At 40.8% G+C, this 19,546-nt stretch carries 15 protein-coding genes and 1 pseudogene; 9 read left to right on the top strand and 7 right to left on the bottom strand.

Annotated features, from left to right (window positions below):
• From AB8618_RS00630 to AB8618_RS00640, 3 genes and pseudogenes are all read right to left on the bottom strand, one after another.
• Window positions 1-879, bottom strand: a complete 879-nt coding sequence (locus AB8618_RS00630) for a TraB/GumN family protein (RefSeq protein ID WP_413401122.1) — start codon at window positions 877-879, stop codon at window positions 1-3.
• A gap of 245 nt (window positions 880-1,124) precedes the next feature.
• The gene (locus tag AB8618_RS00635; protein ID WP_413401123.1) at window positions 1,125-1,496 is read right to left on the bottom strand and encodes a diacylglycerol kinase; all 372 of its coding nucleotides are present in this window, start codon (window positions 1,494-1,496) and stop codon (window positions 1,125-1,127) included.
• A pseudogene (locus AB8618_RS00640) lies at window positions 1,493-3,165 on the bottom strand (phosphoethanolamine transferase). The gene AB8618_RS00635 and the pseudogene AB8618_RS00640 overlap by 4 nt, the downstream one beginning before the upstream one ends.
• 526 nt (window positions 3,166-3,691) lie before the next feature.
• On the opposite strand from AB8618_RS00640, the gene ilvG reads away from it, so the two are divergent.
• The 8 genes from ilvG (at window position 3,692) to AB8618_RS00680 (ending at window position 12,838) form a co-directional block, all read left to right on the top strand.
• Window positions 3,692-5,341, top strand: a complete 1,650-nt coding sequence (ilvG, locus tag AB8618_RS00645; RefSeq protein WP_413401125.1) for an acetolactate synthase 2 catalytic subunit — start codon at window positions 3,692-3,694, stop codon at window positions 5,339-5,341.
• Window positions 5,338-5,580: an acetolactate synthase 2 small subunit gene (gene ilvM / locus AB8618_RS00650; protein WP_008112745.1), complete on the top strand. Its 243-nt coding sequence runs from the start codon at window positions 5,338-5,340 to the stop codon at window positions 5,578-5,580. The genes ilvG and ilvM overlap by 4 nt, the downstream gene beginning before the upstream one ends.
• A gap of 101 nt (window positions 5,581-5,681) precedes the next feature.
• Window positions 5,682-7,538: a dihydroxy-acid dehydratase gene (ilvD, locus tag AB8618_RS00655; protein ID WP_413402905.1), complete on the top strand. Its 1,857-nt coding sequence runs from the start codon at window positions 5,682-5,684 to the stop codon at window positions 7,536-7,538.
• Window positions 7,539-7,540: 2 nt separating this feature from the next.
• Window positions 7,541-9,094, top strand: a complete 1,554-nt coding sequence (ilvA, locus tag AB8618_RS00660) for a threonine ammonia-lyase, biosynthetic (RefSeq protein WP_413401126.1) — start codon at window positions 7,541-7,543, stop codon at window positions 9,092-9,094.
• A gap of 142 nt (window positions 9,095-9,236) precedes the next feature.
• Complete coding sequence (locus tag AB8618_RS00665) at window positions 9,237-10,220, top strand: ABC transporter substrate-binding protein (protein ID WP_413401127.1); 984 nt, start codon at window positions 9,237-9,239, stop codon at window positions 10,218-10,220.
• 108 nt (window positions 10,221-10,328) lie between these two features.
• Complete coding sequence (locus AB8618_RS00670) at window positions 10,329-11,516, top strand: methyltransferase (RefSeq protein WP_413401128.1); 1,188 nt, start codon at window positions 10,329-10,331, stop codon at window positions 11,514-11,516.
• Between the two features lie 10 nt (window positions 11,517-11,526).
• Window positions 11,527-12,192, top strand: coding sequence for a carbonate dehydratase (gene can, locus AB8618_RS00675; protein WP_008112739.1), 666 nt, complete (start codon window positions 11,527-11,529; stop codon window positions 12,190-12,192).
• Between the two features lies 1 nt (window position 12,193).
• Window positions 12,194-12,838 carry a short chain dehydrogenase gene (locus tag AB8618_RS00680; RefSeq protein WP_409424441.1) on the top strand — a complete coding sequence of 215 codons (645 nt, stop codon included), beginning with the start codon at window positions 12,194-12,196 and terminating at the stop codon, window positions 12,836-12,838.
• Between the two features lie 48 nt (window positions 12,839-12,886).
• Here AB8618_RS00680 and ubiK read toward each other — a convergent pair whose 3' ends face one another.
• Complete coding sequence (ubiK, locus tag AB8618_RS00685; RefSeq protein ID WP_008112735.1) at window positions 12,887-13,150, bottom strand: ubiquinone biosynthesis accessory factor UbiK; 264 nt, start codon at window positions 13,148-13,150, stop codon at window positions 12,887-12,889.
• A 113-nt stretch (window positions 13,151-13,263) separates the two neighbouring features.
• Here ubiK and rep point away from each other — a divergent pair, with 113 nt between their 5' ends.
• Entirely contained in the window at window positions 13,264-15,282 is a 2,019-nt protein-coding gene (gene rep / locus AB8618_RS00690) for a DNA helicase Rep (protein WP_413401129.1), read from the top strand.
• Between the two features lie 16 nt (window positions 15,283-15,298).
• Here the strand turns inward: rep and AB8618_RS00695 are convergent, their stop codons facing one another.
• The 3 genes from AB8618_RS00695 to elbB all read right to left on the bottom strand — a co-directional run bounded on the left by AB8618_RS00695 (window position 15,299) and on the right by elbB (window position 19,279).
• Complete coding sequence (locus AB8618_RS00695) at window positions 15,299-17,857, bottom strand: diguanylate cyclase domain-containing protein (protein ID WP_413401130.1); 2,559 nt, start codon at window positions 17,855-17,857, stop codon at window positions 15,299-15,301.
• A gap of 177 nt (window positions 17,858-18,034) precedes the next feature.
• Window positions 18,035-18,427: a c-type cytochrome gene (locus AB8618_RS00700; protein WP_008112730.1), complete on the bottom strand. Its 393-nt coding sequence runs from the start codon at window positions 18,425-18,427 to the stop codon at window positions 18,035-18,037.
• 204 nt (window positions 18,428-18,631) lie between these two features.
• On the bottom strand, window positions 18,632-19,279 hold the full coding sequence (gene elbB, locus AB8618_RS00705) for an isoprenoid biosynthesis glyoxalase ElbB (protein WP_413402907.1): 648 nt from the start codon (window positions 19,277-19,279) through the stop codon (window positions 18,632-18,634).
• Window positions 19,280-19,546 lie beyond the last annotated feature (267 nt).

Below are 19,546 nucleotides of genomic sequence, written 5' to 3' on the forward strand. Positions count from 1 at the left end.
TTATAACTGAGTCACCGTGAATTCTTGGTCACGCAGTTGTTTAATTAAGCCATGTTGCTCAACTAAATGCAGAGCACCTACAGCTATAAAAATATTGCCTTGTTCAAGTTTTGGGGTGAGCTGAGTGACCCAATTATTATTACGCTCAATCAGCATCACTTGTTCGCTCTGTTGGCCGTAGTGACTGTTATCAAAACTGGTGTGGTAGTAGCTGGTTAGGGTTTTCATATCGCCCTGTTTCCATGCATTTACTAGAGAAATAAAGTAGGTATTAATATCACTGAGTTGTTCAAAGGTTTCTGCCATCATAGCGTTGCTTAATGACTCTAACCCATTAAACATTTGTAGTTGCTGCTCTATGGTTTCAAGCTCTGCAATTTTAATATTATGCTGTTGGGCATAATCTAATACCTGCTTATCAATGCCATTTTTATCTGAATAACCTGCGTTTTGAAACTCAATTTGCATCATGGTTAACATCACAGCCCAAGGTTTAAAGCTATTAAACATGGCAATATCAATCGACTTTTTAGCAAAGTAGTCTTTGAGTTGTTGATAATTTTTTGCCGACAGCTCGCTCTGTAAAGTACGGCCATTTGCTAGCAGCATAAACGGCATAGAGCGTTGCTGCATTTGTAAAGGCGATAGCTTACTAATATCCACTTCAACAACCACTTGCTTGCTGTTATCTAGTGCTTGAGTCACTTTTTTTGGTAGCCCTTTCATGCTGGCATCACCTACATGCACGGTGCCAAATAAATACGAACTAGCGCCTTGTTTTTCTATTTTGAATAGAGCAGGAGCTGCATAGCCATTGACACTAAATGCTAAAAAAACGAACGCTATCAATAAATGACTGATACGCAATGACACTTTCATAAAAAATCCTAGCCATGTTTAAGTTGTTTTATAAATACTAACTTAGTTTACTATATAGGTAACGTAAAAATGCCTGATTAAAAGCGCTATTGATATTAATTATTGCTGTAGGCCATGTTGCCATAATTAGTCAAAACGCGTTCACTTTGTTATGAACTCAAGGCGATTCGTGAAAAGCTTCATAGAGTGAGAAAAAACACCACCATGACCTACAGCAGCACTAATGCTTTTTTTACCTTGGCTAATTAAGCCCATAAAACAGAGCACCAAAGCAAAACGGTGATGAGCATGGCGATAAATACACTGGCAGAAGCGATGTCTTTAGCTAGGCCTGATAGTTCATGATATTCGCTACCGATGCGATCAACCACCACTTCGACTGCGGTATTGACCAACTCAGCAAATAACACAAACAATAAGCTGGCAATCAATATTAATTTGCTACTTAAAGTAATTTCTTGCAAGCAGGCAAATACGCCTAGCAAACTAAATAAAACCAACTCTTGCTGAAAAGCAGCCTCAAATCGACTCATCCATTTTAGGCCATTAAATGTATGGCTTAAGGTAAAAATTAGGCGCATTAGGCCTTGGCGTTTTATAACGGTTTTATTATTCATATTTTAGTTTCGCTATGGTTAATCGTTTGACATGACGCGAGTAAATCTTCAGAGGTTTGGTAGGTTTTACTCGCAACACCGGTTAAGTTTAAAAGTGTATGAAAAATAGCATCGTGTGATTGCGCTAAAGTGCTATTTAAATTGTTGAGACACTTGGCTGTAATGCGCTGATTATGCTCATCAGCCCAGATGTAAAGAGGCACATGGGTTTGAGCTGTCGGTGCAAATGCATAGGGGAAGCCATGTAAGTACGCACCATTTTCACCGAGCGACTCGCCATGGTCCGACACATACAGTAATTGCTTATCAATATTGGCTGGTAGTGCCTTTAACTGTTCAATAACTTGAGCGTTGATAAAATCACTATAAGCAATTGTATTGTCGTAGGTGTTAACCAGTTCTTCAGCGCTACAGTTTTGAATATCGCTGCGGTCGCAGGTTGGGCTAAACTGTTTAAATTTTTCAGGGTAGCGCTTAAAGTAAGTGGGGCCATGTGAACCCATCATATGCAGCACTATAAGCGTATTAGCCTGACTCAAGTTAGCAAGCTTGTGCTTTAGTGGGGCTAGCAACGCTTCATCAAAACAGTATTTACCATCACATAGTTCGGATGCTTTGGTATCAATATTACTGGTAGGTACGCGCGAGCAGACGTTTTTACAGCCGCTGTTATTATCAACCCATAAGACATCTGCGCCTGCTTGTTGTATCAAATCAATCACGTTTTGCTGATTATCACTGTCTAAACGAGAAAAATTGGCATGAGTTTGCAGTGAGAACATACAGGGTACTGACACTGCTGTGGCCGTGCCACATGACGATACATTATCGAAATAAGTGACATTATGTTTTTGTGTGTATTGGTTGGTATTACGCTCATAGCCTTGGTAGGAAAAATTTTCAGCTCGTGCGGTTTCACCTACTACTATGACAGTAACTCGTGTTGTACTTAGCGATGCTAAAGTTGGTTTGGTATCAATATTTTTAAATTTAATATCGCTGTAAAGCAACTGATCACGTGCATACTTATAGCCACTAGAAAGGTATTGAAATGGAATGATTTCTTTTTTCAATATACGGTTATTTCGACCTGTTGCCGCGTAATCGGCGTAAAAGTTTACTACCACTAAAGCAATCAAAGCACCGCATGCTAGTAACAGTTTAATACGACTGAGTATTTCTTTGTGTGGGCGGGCACAGTTTACGTTTATACGACTCAAAACAAAGGCAGGTAATGCGCCAAAAAGCAGTAAAAAGCCAACAAGTTGCAAGTTTAAATAGCTTAACGCTTCACTAGAGTCCGTCTCTGCTGCGTTTTGTATCATTGAGTAATCAAATACCACTCCATAGTTTAATGAGCCGTAAAGTGCGGCACTTGAGAGCACGAGTAGTAAGTAGTTGATGGGTTTTAATAGCCCTCGAACAGACACCAAAGAAAAAATATAACTAATAAACACACAAGTAGTAGCGGTACAGAGAATAGAAATAACCACGAAAATGTGTGCAGCGAAGTAATAGCGCTAAACGCACCATGCATAAATGGAATATTAATGATTAAGCCATAATAGCATGCCATTAAAATAACAAATGCATTAGCGCTGCAGTTAAAGTAAAAGCGCTTTTTGGTGTTTGCTTGCGATTGCTTACTGAGTTTGAAAATTGAATTCATAACACATCTCTTTTTAGTGAACGTTGTTATGCTAGGTCGTCACACTTAAGAAACGCTTAAGAAATCAATTTATTTTATTTTGTGAGCTATAAAATACAACGGTTTGCTAAAAATTAATCAAACCATAATTCACCGTTATAAGAATAGTGAATTTCCTGAGTTGAAATGAAGGGATAAAAAATTCACTTTGTTTAGGTTGTTTGAATTTTAAAACCTAGGCCGGCGTGTTTTTATAATTATTTTGGATTGAATTTGATGTTGACTTAGCGCCCTGAGCGCGGTACTAATATAAAAAGACAGCGAAACAAGAGTTTCGTAATTACAGAAATTAAATGGTATTAAATTTTATGCTTAACAATGCACTTAACCTAGTCCTGATTATTATCGTGGTGATTATTCCCGCGAGGGCTTCGTAGTGCTTTAAAAAACTAAGCATTGAAAAGCCCTCCGCACTTAACCGTCCGGGGGCTTTTTAGTTTTAAGATTAAATTTTAACGGGTTGTCACACAGGAATGAGGATTTACTAATGACAGGCGCAGAACTAACAATTGATTTACTCGCCAAGCACGGCGTAGATGAAGTATTTGGCTACCCAGGTGGTGCTATTATGCCCATTTACGATGCCTTGTATGGTGCGCCTGTAAAACATTACCTCACTCGCCATGAACAAGGCGCAGGGTTTGCAGCCGTAGGCTATGCACGCAGTACTGGCCGATTAGGTGTATGTTTAGCAACATCAGGCCCGGGTGCTACTAACTTAATTACCGCATTGGCTGATGCCATGATGGACTCAGTGCCTTTACTTGCCATCACCGGGCAAGTACCAACCGCAGCTATTGGTTCTGACGCCTTTCAAGAAATAGACGTGCTGGGTATGTCGCTTTCATGCACAAAACACAGTTATATGGTTGAGCGAGCAGAAGATTTAGCCGAAATATTACAAGAGGCGATGCATTTAGCACAAAGCGGTCGACCTGGCCCTGTTTTGGTTGATATCCCCAAAGACATCCAAATGGCGCAAGTACCTTTTAAACCTTGGTTAGCGGTAGATGAATACTTGCCTCAACTAGATCTAAATCAAGTCGCTATTGCTAACCAATTACTCAGTGAAGCCAAACAGCCTGTTGCCTATGTTGGTGGCGGAGTTCATGCCGCAGATGCGCAAGCGCAGTTAATGCAATTTTTAAATAAAACGCAAATGCCAGCGGTTTCAACCCTTAAAGCACTGGGTAGTGTATTACCTGATTACGAATATGATTTAGGTATGCTAGGTATGCATGGCGGTCAAGCAGCTAATTTAGCGGTGCAAGAATGTGATGTATTAGTGTGTATTGGCGCACGCTTTGATGACCGTGTAACCGGCAATTTAGCTAAGTTTGCTGCAAAAGCAAAAGTGATTCATTTAGACATAGATGCAGCCGAGGTCGGAAAACGTAAACCCGCAAAAGCGTCATTAATTGCTGATTTAAAAACGTCACTTCCTGCACTTGAGTGCGTGGTTACACCAAAAGCGTGGTGCGATCATAGTAAACAAATGAAGGTTAAACACGCGTGGCGCTACGACTACCCTGGTGAAAAAGTATTTGCCCCTTACTTACTTAATCAACTTAGCCTGCGTATGCCAAGCACTAGTGTGGTGTGTTGTGATGTAGGCCAGCACCAAATGTGGGTTGCCCAGCACATGAAGTTTAGCCACCCTTGTAACCACTTAAGCAGTGGTGGTGCAGGCACTATGGGATTTGGTTTACCTGCCGCCATAGGTGCACAAATCGCGCGTAAAGATGACTTTGTGATCACCGTTTCCGGTGATGGTTCAATCATGATGAATATTCAAGAGCTTGCCACTATTCGTCGTAATAATTTACCAGTAAAAATACTGATACTTGATAACCAACGCTTGGGCATGGTGCGTCAATGGCAGGAGCTATTTTTTGAAGGGCGTTACAGCGAAACTAACCTGTCAGACAACCCTGACTTTGTACAGCTAGCTGCTGTGTTTGGCATTCCTGGACAAACCATTACCCACGCTAACCAAGTAGATGATGCAATTACGGCCTTATTAAAGAGTGATGGACCTTATATTGTTCATGCTTGTATCGATGATAAAGAAAACGTATGGCCACTTGTTCCACCAGGGGCTGCCAACGATGAAATGATGACGGAGAAAGCACAATGAAACACAACTTAACTATTGCCTTAAAAAGTCAAAGTGTCGCAATCGAGCGCTTTTTACGTGTCGTACGTCATCGTGGTTTTGATTTAACTCACTTACAGCTCAATATGGACGATGGTCAATATAATATGGCAATGACGGTTGATAGTGATAAACCAATTTACTTGCTTACCAGCCAGTTAAATAAATTGGTTGATGTGAAACATGTGACGCTACAAAGCTTACAGCAACAGGCTGTATAAAATAAATTTAACGAATTTTACGAGTAACTGACTATTTGGTTATTCATCAATTTTTAGAATGAGGAATGCCCGCATTAATTGCGGCAAACACTGAGGTAACTATGGCTAAATTAAGAAGTGCAACTACCACTGAAGGGCGTAAACGCGCAGGCGCAAGAGCATTATGGCGTGCAACCGGCATGACAGATACCGACTTTGGTAAGCCAATTATTGCAGTTGTAAACTCATTTACGCAATTTGTACCGGGGCATGTGCATCTTAATCAGCTTAGTGAACTGATGGCTGAAACCATTACTCAAGCCGGTGGTGTACCAAAAGAATTTAATACCATTGCTATCGATGATGGCATCGCCATGGGGCACGGCGGTATGCTTTATTCACTGCCATCACGTGATTTAATTGCCGACTCGGTAGAGTATATGGTGAACGGCCATTGTGCTGATGCGATGATTTGCATCTCAAACTGCGACAAAATCACCCCTGGGATGATGTTAGCCGCACTGCGTTTAAATATTCCGGTTATTTTTGTATCGGGCGGCCCAATGGAAGCGGGTAAAACTAAATTAGCGAATATCGATATTAAGCTCGATTTGGTTGATGCTATGGTTAAAGGTGCTGATGAATCGGTAAGTGATGCCGACTCTGAGCAAGTTGAGCGTTCTGCATGTCCTACTTGTGGGTCGTGTTCAGGGATGTTTACCGCCAATTCTATGAACTGTTTATTAGAAGCAATTGGCCTTGCGCTGCCTGGTAACGGGACCACGCTTGCGACCCATAAAGACCGTAAACAACTGTATGTTGAAGCGGGAGCTCGCATTGTTGATTTATGCCGTGAGTACTATCAAAAAGATAACCAAGACGTACTGCCTCGTGCCATCGCTAATAAAACCGCATTTATGAACTCTATGGTGGTTGATATTGCTATGGGCGGTTCATCAAATACGGTATTGCATTTACTCGCAGCGGCACAAGAAGCCGGCGTTGATTTTGATATGTCACACATTGATGAACTTTCACGTAAAACCCCGTTTTTATGTAAAGTTGCTCCTGCTACAGCGCAATACCACATTGAAGACGTACACCGTGCTGGTGGCATGATGGCAATTGTACGTGAGCTAGGCAAAGCCGGCTTAGTTGATTTATCGGTAAATCACGTAGCGGGTATGACAATGGGTGAGCTGGTTAAAAAGTGGGATGCAACCGATCCGAATAACGAAGCCGCACAAAAGTTTTACCGTGCAGGCCCCGCTGGTATTCGTACCACCAAAGCAATGAGCCAAGATTGTCGTTGGGATGAGGGTGATAACGACCGTGAAAACGGTTGTATTCGCAGTGTAGAACATGCATTTCGTCAAGATGGCGGCTTAGCTGTACTTTCAGGTAACTTAGCGGTAGATGGCTGTATCGTTAAAAGTGCGGGTGTTGTTGATGAAATGCTGCATTTTGAAGGCACTGCGGTTGTGTATGAATCACAAGATGACTCTGTAGAAGGGATTTTAAATGGCGAAGTAAAAGCTGGCGATGTGGTGGTTATTCGCTACGAAGGGCCTAAAGGCGGCCCTGGTATGCAAGAAATGCTATACCCGACTAGCTATTTAAAATCAAAAGGTTTGGCAGAGCAGTGTGCATTAATTACTGATGGGCGCTTTTCAGGGGGCACGTCGGGTTTATCGATTGGTCATGTATCGCCAGAAGCTGCCAGCGGTGGTGCAATTGCTTATGTTGAAAACGGCGATAAAATTATCATCGATATTGCCACCCGAGAAATTACGCTGGCGTTAAGCGATGAAGAGCTTGAAGCTCGCAAGCAAAAACAACTGGCTCGTGGTAAACAAGCGTATAAACCGCTTGATCGCGATCGTTATGTATCATCTGCGCTTAAAGCGTATGCGCTACTTGCAACCAGTGCCGATAAAGGTGCGGTTCGCGATTTAGCCAAACTGGAGGAGCTTAGCTAGGTATGGTTTCTCAAGAACTCGATTATTTTCGCGCGATTATCCAAGCCAATATGGAGCCTTTAGCCAAGGTGACTGAGGTAAGTGAAATGGCCGAATTGAGTGCACGGTTAGGTAATCATGTTTGGTTAAAACGTGAAGATCAGCAACCCGTGTACTCGTTTAAATTACGCGGCGCTTTTAATAAATTAAATAAGCTGCCCAAAGGCTCGGTTGTGATTACCGCATCCGCAGGTAACCATGCTCAGGGTGTGGCGCTAAGTGCCTCATACTTAGGGCATAAAGCCACCATTGTTATGCCCGTGACCACACCTGAAATAAAGGTTAATGCGGTAAGAACATTGGGTGGGGAAGTCGTATTGCATGGCCATCAATTTGATGCCGCAAAAGCGTATGCGCTGGAATTAACTGAGCAGCGAAACGGCGTATTTGTACCACCATTTGATGACCCTGATGTGATTGTTGGTCAAGGTACGGTTGCCCGAGAATTAATGCAACAACTTAACGATTTAGATGTGGTGTTTATTCCTGTTGGTGGCGGCGGCTTGCTGGCAGGTATGGCGGTATACATTAAATCGCTGCGCCCCGATATCAAAGTAATAGGGGTCGAGGCGAATGAAAGCGCCTGCTTAAAAGCTGCTTTAGCAGCAGGCGAGCCGGTAGAGCTTGATCGGGTTGGCAGTTTTGCCGATGGTGTTGCCGTAAAAATAATTGGTAGCGAAACATTCAGACTGGCACAAAAGTTTTGTGACGAAGTAGTTACCGTATCAGACGATGAAATATGTGCAGCCATGCAAGATATTTTTGTATCAACCCGAGCTATTGCAGAGCCTTCAGGGGCACTTGCAACTGCAGGGCTTAAAAAATGGTCTCAGCAGTCGGGTTTAAAGGGGTTAAATTTAGCCGCTATTTTGTCTGGTGCTAATTTAAACTTTGATCGCTTACGTTATGTGGCTGAGCGCACTGCGCTGGGTGAGAAAAACGAAGCTTTATTAGCCGTGACCATTGATGAAAAGCGCGGTAGTTTTAAGCAGTTTTGTGCATCTTTAGGTGGGCGTGCCATTACTGAGTTTAACTATCGTTATGCGGGGCCTGGCGAGGCGCAAATTTTTGTTGGTATTGCGCTACGTCAAGGGTTAGCAGAGCTTGAAGAGCTTAAACAAAGTCTAACAGATAACAAATATACCTTTTGCGATTTATCAGATAACGAATTAGCAAAGCTGCATGTACGCTATATGGTTGGCGGTAAAGCGCCAGAGCAGTTACATGAACGCTTACTAAGGTTTGAGTTTCCTGAGTACCAAGGCGCATTGGCGCGCTTTTTAGATACGCTGGGTAGTAACTGGAATATCACTTTATTTCACTATCGTAATCATGGCGGGTCAATGGGCAATGTATTAGCAGGCTTTGCTATTGAACCAAGCCAATATGAGATGTTTAATGAGCACTTAAATCGCCTAGGCTACAGTGTTCAAGACGAAACCGATAACCCCTGTTTTACTCAGTTTTTAACTACCCAACCTAAAGCAGAAAAGCTTGAAAAACTCGCTCTAGCATAATTTTATTTTAAGCAAGCATCTATCCCGATGCTTGCGTTATTAGCTGTATTACATATAGTTATAATTAATTATATATTTATGGAAGTCTTCTTTGCTACTTAAAGGAATAATAATTAGCACCTGCTTTTTTTGTAGCCAGTTAATGGCGCAGGAATCAGTCACGTTACAATTAAAGTGGACACACCAATTTCAATTCGCTGGCTATTATTTGGCTGAGCAAAAAGGCTTTTATAATGAGGCTGGTTTAGACGTTAATATAGTTCCAGCCGATCCAAAACGGCCAAATAGTTTTGGTGCGGTAGAGCGAGGAGAGGCGCAATTTGGTGTAGCGCATTCAGGTATACTAGAACGCCGTATTGCCGGTGAACCGTTTGTAGCCATGGCTGCCATATTACAGTTTTCTCCTTACTGCTGGATGGTAAAAGAAACTTCAGATATTTTTCATGCCCGTGATTTTATTAACAAGCGTGTAAGTGAAGTCAGCAAAGAAAGTAATTCTGAGTTACTAACTATGCTTAAGCGCAGTGGTATTGATACTGAAAAACTGGCTGTTTACAAAGGCGATGGATTACAACAAGCATGGATGGAAAATAAACTAGATGCCATAGAAGTGTATGTTACCGACCTACCTTATCATATGGACCAGCAAGGGGTTGCTCACCGACTTATATGTCCACAACGTTATGGCATGGACGTATACGCGGATATTTTATTTACCAGCGATAGTATGGTTAAGTATCACCCCGATACGGTAGAAAAGTTTTACCAAGCGAGTTTAAAAGGGTGGCGCTACGCGGTGATGAATATGGATGAAGCCATTGCCATAACCCAACAGTTTTATGCGCCTGATCGCAGTTTTCATCAACTGGCATATGAGGCTGAGGTACTTAAAGACTATATTGCTCCACCGAGTACTACTGTGGGTAATATGTCGATGGCTAAATGGCGTTTAATTGCTGACCTATATGAGATTGATCAAACAAAGTTTGATGAAGTAAAAGCTGATTTTATTTATAAATATATAAAGCAAGAAACGCTGCAGCTTTCTTGGATGCTGATTGCGGCTATTATAATAAGCATTATTTCTATCCCTCTGTATTTACGTTTAATACTTAAATCGCGCTAGTGGATTACTTACTCCGTTCCCTTGCTCTGTGAGGTTAAAAAAATAACCACTTAATTAGGTGCTATTGTGCTGGTATAATTAAGCGTCTTTTTTATATCCTAAGCTGTTATGACCTTAACTGAGCAATTTTCTGCCCTCGACTCTTTGCTAATGAATACTCGCTCGTATTGGCAATGCACTGCGTTTGATTTTGATGCCTTACCTTGGCCTGAATTACATGCTCCTTTGAGCGCTTTATCCGATCAGGCGGTTGCTGAATTAGACTCTGATCAAGAACAGCTCTATCAGTTTTTTTCATCTTATATTCCCGCTGTTGAGCAACTAAGCCGATTAGTGTCATTGCCTGCCATTACAAACGCTCGGAAGGAATACCCGTTTTGGATCAGTAATGGTATTAAAGGTCGAAAGTTTACTCAGTTACAAGACTTTGTTGGCGCATTACCCGCTAGTAGCCAGCCTGTTTTAGAGTGGTGTGCAGGTAAAGGTCATTTAGGACGAATGTTAGCTTTTAATGGTGCACAGAGTGTCCACAGCGTTGAACTACAATCTCATTTGTGTGAACAAGGTCAAAAAAGTGCACAGCAGCAGGGACTTGCAATGCAATTTAGCCAAGCCGATGTACTTAAAGATAACACTCAGGGTTTTTTCAACCCATACACTCATGCCGTCGCTTTACATGCCTGCGGCGCGTTACACCAAACTTTTATGCATCAAGCCAGTGCAGCAAAAGTACCACAAATTAGCTTTTCACCTTGTTGCTATCATTTATTTACTGATAATGATTACCAAGTGATGAGCGAGCATGCTCAGCAAAGCAGACTTAATTTAACTCACAGAGATTTAAAGCTCGCCCTGCAAGAAACAGTTACAGCCCCTTCGCGAGTAGGCAAAGTGCGAAAAACAGAAGTGGAGTGGCGACTTGGATTTGATGCTTTAAGAAAGTCACTTACTGGTGAGTTAGGCTATGTCAGCGTCCCTTCAGTGAATAAAGCGATATTTTCAGATTCGTTTGCAGCGTTTTGTAACTGGGCGGCAGACAAAAAAGCCTTAAAACTGCAAAAAGATATTGATTATAATAAGTTTTTATTGATTGGGCAGGCGCGAAAAAAGATAACCGAGCGAGTTGAACTGGTTCGACATGTGTTTAGAAGAGCAATAGAAGTTTGGCTTGTGCTCGATCGTGCTTTATATTTGCAGCAGCAAGGCTATGATGTCAGTGTTAATACATTTTGTGAGAAGCAATTAACACCCCGTAATATTTTAATTTTAGCCAGTTTAAAAACGCCCTCGACCTAAAAGAGATGTAATGAGAAATTTAAATAACTTACTAGAAAATAATAAACGCTGGGCATCAAGAACGAGCGAAGCGAACCCTGAATTTTTTAAAATTTTATCGATGCAACAAAACCCAGAATACTTATGGATAGGTTGCTCTGATTCACGGGTGCCAGCTAATCAAATTGTTGATTTATTACCGGGTGAGTTATTTGTGCACCGTAATGTTGCCAACGTGGTTGTACATACCGATCATAATTGTTTATCGGTTATGCAGTATGCGGTCGAAGTATTAAAAGTAAAACATATTATGGTTGTTGGCCACTACGGTTGTGGTGGCGTGCAAGCGGTACTGAACGAGGACCGTTTTGGCTTTATTGATAACTGGCTTCGTCACGTTGGTGATGTAAAAGAAAAACACCTAGAGCAACTTAATGCTCTGCCAGAAAAACAACGGCTGGATCGTTTAATAGAACTCAATGTGATTGAGCAAGTGCGTAACGTATCACGAACCAGCATTGTTCAAGATGCATGGTTAAGAGGTCAAGAACTCACGGTGCATGGCTGGGTATATGGCTTAGAAAATGGTCATTTGCATGACTTAGAATCGGTAGTTAGTTGTGCCGAGGAAGAGTGTGAAAGCTATAAAAAAGCAGTACACCATGTACTAAATAAATCTGCAGACAGTCACCTTTAATATGGCTAAAACGGCGCTAATAATCGGCAGTACCGGCTTAGTTGGCAGTCAGTTATTACAACAGCTGTTAGCATCTCCTTGCTATTCAAAGGTAGTGAGTTTATCGCGCCGCCAATTAGACTTTTCCCACCCTAAATTAATTAGCCATGTTATTGATTTTGAAAATTTGACGCATTATGTTGAATTGTTCAAAGGTGACGTGTTCTTTTCTTGCTTAGGGACCACATTAAAGCAAGCAGGTAGTGTGGCTGCACAACGTAAAGTTGATTTTGAATACCAATTTATTTGTGCGCAAATGGCGGCCAATAACGCTGTTCCTCATTATTGTTTGGTATCGTCAAGTGGCGCAAATGCACATAGTATGAGCCGTTATTTAAAAATAAAAGGAGAGCTTGAGCAGCAGGTGAGGCAGCTTAGCTTTGCACGCTTGAGTATATTGCAACCGTCCTTATTAGTCGGCGAGCGTTCAGAGCTTAGAATTGCAGAAAAGCTCGGTGAGGTGCTACTTCCGCTGCTAACGCGTTTTGGTATCTTTAAACGGTATAGACCCATTACCGGTGAGCAAGTAGCTAATAAATTGCTGAGGGTAAGCTTAGAGCAGCAACAAGCAACGGGTTATTATGTACTGGACGAGCTATTTGAATGACTGAGTGATTAGCGCCATAAAGCAGGTTCGTCTATGGCGTTATATTTATTATTCAGCGTCTGTTTTTGCCGATAATTGCTGTTCAAGTATCGCTACTTTTGCTTCTAATTCAGTTAGCTTTTCACGGGTGCGGATCAGCACTTGGCTTTGAATATCAAACTCTTCACGGCTTACAAAGTCCATTTCGGCAAGCTTATTTTGTAACACTTGCTTAGTTTTACCTTCAAGTGTGTCAGCCAGATTTTTTACACCTTGTGGCATGTTATTAGTGATCTGTTTCGCAATTTCTTCAAGTTTTGCTGGGTTAATCATAGTCGTCCCTTGCCTGTTGCCTAAAATGATAATAACTAATATTACCTTATTGGCTAGGCGTATTGTAGTGATTACGTTAAAATTGCCCGTCTTTTTGCAATCAGCTGGTCGTTATGAAACTCAATCCTAAACAAGATGAAGCGGTAAAGTACATTAGTGGTCCTTGCTTAGTATTAGCCGGCGCAGGCTCGGGTAAAACACGAGTTATCACCAACAAAATTGCTTACTTAGTACAGAAATGTGAGTATCAAGCGCGTAATATTGCGGCGGTTACCTTTACCAATAAAGCGGCTAAAGAAATGCGCGAGCGGGTTTTGCAAACCTTAGGCAAACAAGAGTCTAAAGGCTTATGGGTGTCTACCTTTCATACGCTTGGGCTTGAAATCATCAAAAAAGAGTTAAAAACACTGGGTTTTAAGCCTGGTTTTTCGCTGTTTGACGACCAAGATACGAATCAATTACTTGCTGATTTAACCGAAGACGAGCTTAAAAAAGACAAAGATTTACTGAACCTGCTAAAAATGCAAATTGGTAGCTGGAAGAATGAGCTTATTTTACCAGAGCAAGCTATTGGTGAAGCACGCGATGCACAAAAATCCTTATTTGCGCAGCTTTATGCGCGCTATCAAAATCAATTAAGAGCGTATAACGCGCTGGATTTTGATGATTTAATTATGATCCCCACACTGCTTTTAAGCAGTAATGCTACATCACGTGAGCGTTGGCAACAGCGTTTTCGCTATTTATTAGTAGATGAATATCAAGATACCAATACCAGCCAATATCAATTAGTGAAATTATTAGTAGGCGAACGAGCACGCTTTACTGTGGTGGGAGATGACGATCAGTCAATTTACTCTTGGCGTGGTGCTCGTCCACAAAACTTGGTGTTATTAAGTAAAGATTACCCTGGGCTTCGATTAATAAAACTAGAACAGAACTATCGAAGTGCTGGGCGCATTCTTAAAGCGGCCAATATCTTAATTGCAAATAACCCCCATGAGTTTGAAAAAAAGCTCTTTAGTGAGTTGGGCTATGGTGAGCAAATTAAAGTCATTGGCTGTCGTGATGAAGAACATGAATCAGAACGTGTGGTCGCAGAGATTATTTCTCATAAATTTATGAAACGCACCAGCTATAAAGATTACGCTATTTTGTACCGGGGTAACCACCAAGCGCGGGGCTTTGAAAAGTCGTTAATGAGTAACCGAATCCCGTATAAAATTAGTGGTGGAATGTCGTTTTTTTCACGTTCTGAAATTAAAGATATCATGGCTTACTTACGTCTTTTAGTGAATCAAGATGATGACAATGCTTTTTTAAGAATTGTGAATACCCCACGTCGTGAAATTGGTACAGTCACGCTTGAAAAGCTTGGCACCTTAGCTAATGAAAAACACCAAAGCTTATTCGCGACCTGCTTTGATAACGACTTAGGATACAGACTAAAAGGACGTGGTTTAAATGCACTAGCTGGGTTTGCCCGGTGGGTGGTTGAGCTTTCAGATAACGCAGTGCGCAGTGATACACTGGAGGCGGTGAAGGATTTAGTGCGTAATATTAATTACGAAGCTTACTTGTATGAATCATCGCCTAGTGCCAAAGCCGCTGAAATGCGGATGAAAAATGTGTCCGAGCTGTATCGCTGGATAACAGACATGTTAACAGGCGATGCCGATAATCCGCCAATGACACTGGCTGAAGTAGTTAGTAAATTGACCCTTAGGGACATGCTAGAGCGAAACGAAGAAGAAGATGAAGCTGATGCCGTGCAATTATTAACTTTGCATGCCTCAAAAGGACTCGAGTACCCCTATGTATTTATGGTGGGTATGGAAGAAGGATTGTTACCACACCAAGTAAGCATTGACGAAGATAATGTGGATGAAGAGCGCCGCCTTGCCTATGTAGGTATTACCCGCGCGCAACAAGAGCTCACTTTAACCTATGCTAAAATCCGTCGCCAGTTCGGTGAAACATCACAAACAGAGCTCAGTCGATTTGTGCAAGAGTTACCGCAAGATGACTTAGCCTTTGAAAACAAAAAAGCGCCTAACACCCAAGCTGAACGGATGGAAAAAGGCCAAGCTCGGGTTGCAAATTTAAGAGCAATGCTGAAAAAACCAGAATAAGGTGTTTAGCGCTATTTTAATTCTGAGTTTTAAGTGTGGCTGGCACAGTGCTGGTTAGCGGGTGCTGTTTAGCAACGAATAGGTTTAAACCGTGTTTATCTAAAAGGGCTCTAAAGTTTAATATTGATGGGCCTTTAGCTATTACTTTGATACGTTTAAGCTTAGTAATAGCAAGCACCCCCTGCAACTGCAAATCGTAGCTTTCTTGTTGTAATACTCGTTTACTGAAGGTGGAGCTAAGCAGTAAATAATCACACTCTATTTCAGTCACCAAATTAAGCTCGCATTTATCTTTTGCGAAATTGTTCAAGCCAATCGAGTAACCGAGCTTTTTAAGCTGTTTTAAATTTTCTAATTGCTGCGCACTGGCATAACGCAATTCTTGCTCATCAAATAATAAGCAAAGCTGTTCATTTTTTATTGGTTGTTTTAGTGTTGCTTTTAGTAAAGAAAACTCATGCTCTTCCAGCAGTAAGCTTGAGCAAGGCAATAGCGCAACGGCTATTTCTGCATTTTGTGCTTGTTGATAAGCTTGTTGAATGAGTTGTAGTTCAACTTTGGCATGTTGCTCTTTATCATTAGCAAACTTCTTTAAAATATCAAAGCTGGTAAAGCCAAGGACTGGGTGTTCACCAAAAGCCTCAAATAACGATGCACACTGATAATGCTCATCTAAGGTGATAATATCTGAACTACGAAACGTCATAGGTAATACATCAAGATGATGCAATGTTTGTGACTCATGTTGCAACATAGGCTCAGTGAGCAGTGGGTGAAATAACTCGAAGCGGTTTTTTCCTGAATTCTTAGCATAATACATAGCTGCATCGGCGTCGCGAATGATTTCATCGGTATGTTTATAGCTTTGCTTTGAATAGGTAATCCCAATACTGGCACCACTTTGTACACACACACCTTTAGTACAAAATGGCTTTTGCATAATTTTAATTATGCGATTGGCAACATCTTCTGCCTGGTTTGGCTCAGTCAGGTGGGTCAGTAATACTACAAACTCATCTCCGCCTAAACGCGCTAATAAGTCATGTTCACGAATACATTGTGAGAATAATTTACTAACACTAATTAAAAACTCATCACCGGCATGATGCCCGAGTTGATCATTAATATCTTTAAACTTATCAAGATCAATAAACAGCACTGCAAAGTGTTCATCGCTATGGCGTTGATAATACTGTAGGGTTTTTTCTAGTTGAGTTAAAAATAAATTCCGATTTGGTAAGCCTGTTAGTGAGTCATGGTGAGCATCGTGATAAAGCTGTTGTTCTATTTTTTTACGTTCATCAATTTGCATTTGCAAATGTAAATTTGCTTGGCTCAATTCTTTGGTTTTTTCATTAACTCGTGAGGCAAGTTCTTGGTGGCTCTTTTTTAGTGCCTGTGAAGCTAATTTTGTTTGTAATACCGTGGCAATTTGATGCGATACAAAGGTGATTAGCTCTGCATCATCATGTGTAAAAAGGTGTTCATTATTATAAGCTTGGCAAACAATTAACCCTATAACGCCTTGCGAAGTTTTTAGCGGAGCGCCTAGCCAGCTGGTGGCTCTCTTGGATTCATCAATTGGTTTTTCACGCTCTACAATGCCACTATTTAATAACTCTTGTGCTCTTTTCGGATGAATTATTTGTGTTTCTTCGGTGCTTATAACCAGTTCACTGTAGCCTTTTGCAAAGCGCCGTGGTTGAGTGCTGCCTTGGAATTCATCAACACTGTAGGGAAAACTGATCCAACCTGATTCTTTATCATACAAGGCAATATAAAGGTTTTTTGCGTAAGTAATGGTTTTTATTATTTCGTGTATTTGAAAATAAGCATCATCTAAATTTTTGGCTTGGGTTGTCAGCTCTGAAATTTTGAATAATATTTGCTGGCGTTGCAGGGCACCTTTTCGCTGTTGTATTTCAACATTTAAAGCGTCATTACTTTGCGTTAATGCTCGGGTTCTTAATTTTACTTCTGATTCGAGTAACTCTCGTTTTTTAACCCGTTCAATTGCGGTGGCTAAATAGAGTGACATGGCCTCAAGCAGGTTTATTTGTTGCGAACTATAACCTTGTTGTGTGTCGTAACTTTGCGCGGCTAACACACCAATAATGTTTCTTTCTTGATAAACGGGAACGCCTACCCAGTGTTCTGCAGGTGTACCCAATGCTTTAAATAAGCCTTGCTGGGCAGCATCATGCATTTGCTGTTTGGTAAAGTAAGTGGTTTTTCCTTGCTTGAAGACATAACCCGTTGCGCCTTCTTCAAAATTATTATCTCGATTAAGTGGTACTGCAATACCATCTTTTTCATCAGAAAAATAAGATAATTCTAACTGTTGTGATTGGGGATCAACCAGCACCACATAAAAGCTTTTACTCGGAACATACTTTTGTAAAATGTCATGAATAGCAGGGTAAAGTAAGGTTAGCTCGGCAACAGTACTTGCTTGCTCTGATAATTGTATCAGGGCATTGTGGAGGTGGTAGGCATGTTTGTACTTTTTTAATAGTGCTTTTAGTCGTTTATTTTGGCGCACTACGCTATTAGGTACAATAAGTTTATCTTCCAATGATGTTTAACCAGTTATAATTTTTTGTATAGTTATTAATCATTATAGTTCCACTTTTAACATTTTGCGTCAAGTAGATATTTTTCTTAATTATGTAGCTAAAACTCATGAATTAGAAACAAAAAAGGCTTACTAAAACGTAAACCTTTCATTTAAAGCATTTTGACTTGGCTAATTTTAGTTAGCAGTCATAAAATCGATTGCTGCGCTTATTTCATCATCAGAACAATCCATACACGTACCACGCGGTGGCATGGCATTAAAGCCATTGATCGCATGATCTAATAAGGTGTCTTTTCCTTTAGCGATACGAGGAGCCCAATCGTCAGCTGATTTAGGAGCGCCCAAAGCACCGGTGCCGTGACAAGCAAAACAGGCTGCTTGATATACTTGCTCGCCTGAACGAGGACCTGTTGGTGCAGCAACCGCTACTTTCTCACCTTCAAGGTAAACAGCACCAATAGGCGCTAAACGTTTTTTAATTGCATCTTCAGTCATAGAGTTATCATATGGCTGTGCGTATGCGGTGGTTGCTAGCACAAGTAATGCTGCAGCTGATAGTTTTTTCATTTTGCCTTGCCCACTTCAATTTGAACGTGATCAATCACGATTTTAAATGACGGAATTTAGAACAATTATAACTCTACTCAGTGATTTATAAAATGCTCAGAGTCGATTTTATTTATAAATACGACTAATGATTGTCCTAACTCAATAAATTACCAAGATAAAACGGGATCATTAGGCATATAAATGCGATCAGAACCCTTACGACTAACTCATAGCCAATACGTTACTTACTAGTTTTTCGATTCCTACATCGGCATCCATAATTGATTGTGCCAACATATAAGCAGGCGTTGTAACTAGCTTATTGTTTTTATCAATAACAATATCATCCACTTTACACTCAATATGCTCAGCGCCTAATGAAGTTAAAACATCGGCTGTGTCGCTATCATTACCAATAGTGATTTGTGGTTTATTATAAATGAATGGCAATAAAGCAGGTGCAATACACATATAGCCGGTGGCTTTGTTTGCTTTTGCAAATGCTTTACAAGCGCTGAGTACTTCGTCATTTACTTTTGCGTTAGTGCCATTAATAGCAAAGTCAGATAAGTTTTTAGCTACACCAAAGCCGCCAGGGATAATTAAAGCGTCAAATTGTGTAACGTCTAATTCTGTTAGTGATTTAATGTTGCCACGGGTAATACGAGCCGATTCTACTAATACATTACGCGGCTCTGCCATTTCCTCACCAGTAATGTGATTAAGGGTATGGTGCTGCGCAATATCCGGTGCAAAACACTGATACTGAGCGTTATTTTTTTCAATGTGTAATAAAGTCAATACTACTTCATTAATTTCACTGCCATCAAATACGCCACAACCCGCTAAAATTACCGCTACATTTTTCATATTATTTTGCTCCATAGAAGTCACTTTAATAAAGTTTAACACGACGAATCAGTCGATTTAAAAATTTATTTGCTGGTTTTTTAGCCGCAAAGTAAGTTGTTATGCGCTATATGCCATTTGATAACTAGTGAGGGTGAAAAAAATTATAAAGGATCGCTATGATCTTTGATCCATTATGCTAGAATGCTCATCCAGTTATTTAAATGGACGTAAATAATCAGAGTGGGTTACAACACCAGTAACGGTTAAAATGCCTTTTCCACATTG

This window comes from Pseudoalteromonas sp. RW-H-Ap-1, assembly GCF_048318575.1.
Classification (GTDB): Bacteria; Pseudomonadota; Gammaproteobacteria; order Enterobacterales; family Alteromonadaceae; genus Pseudoalteromonas.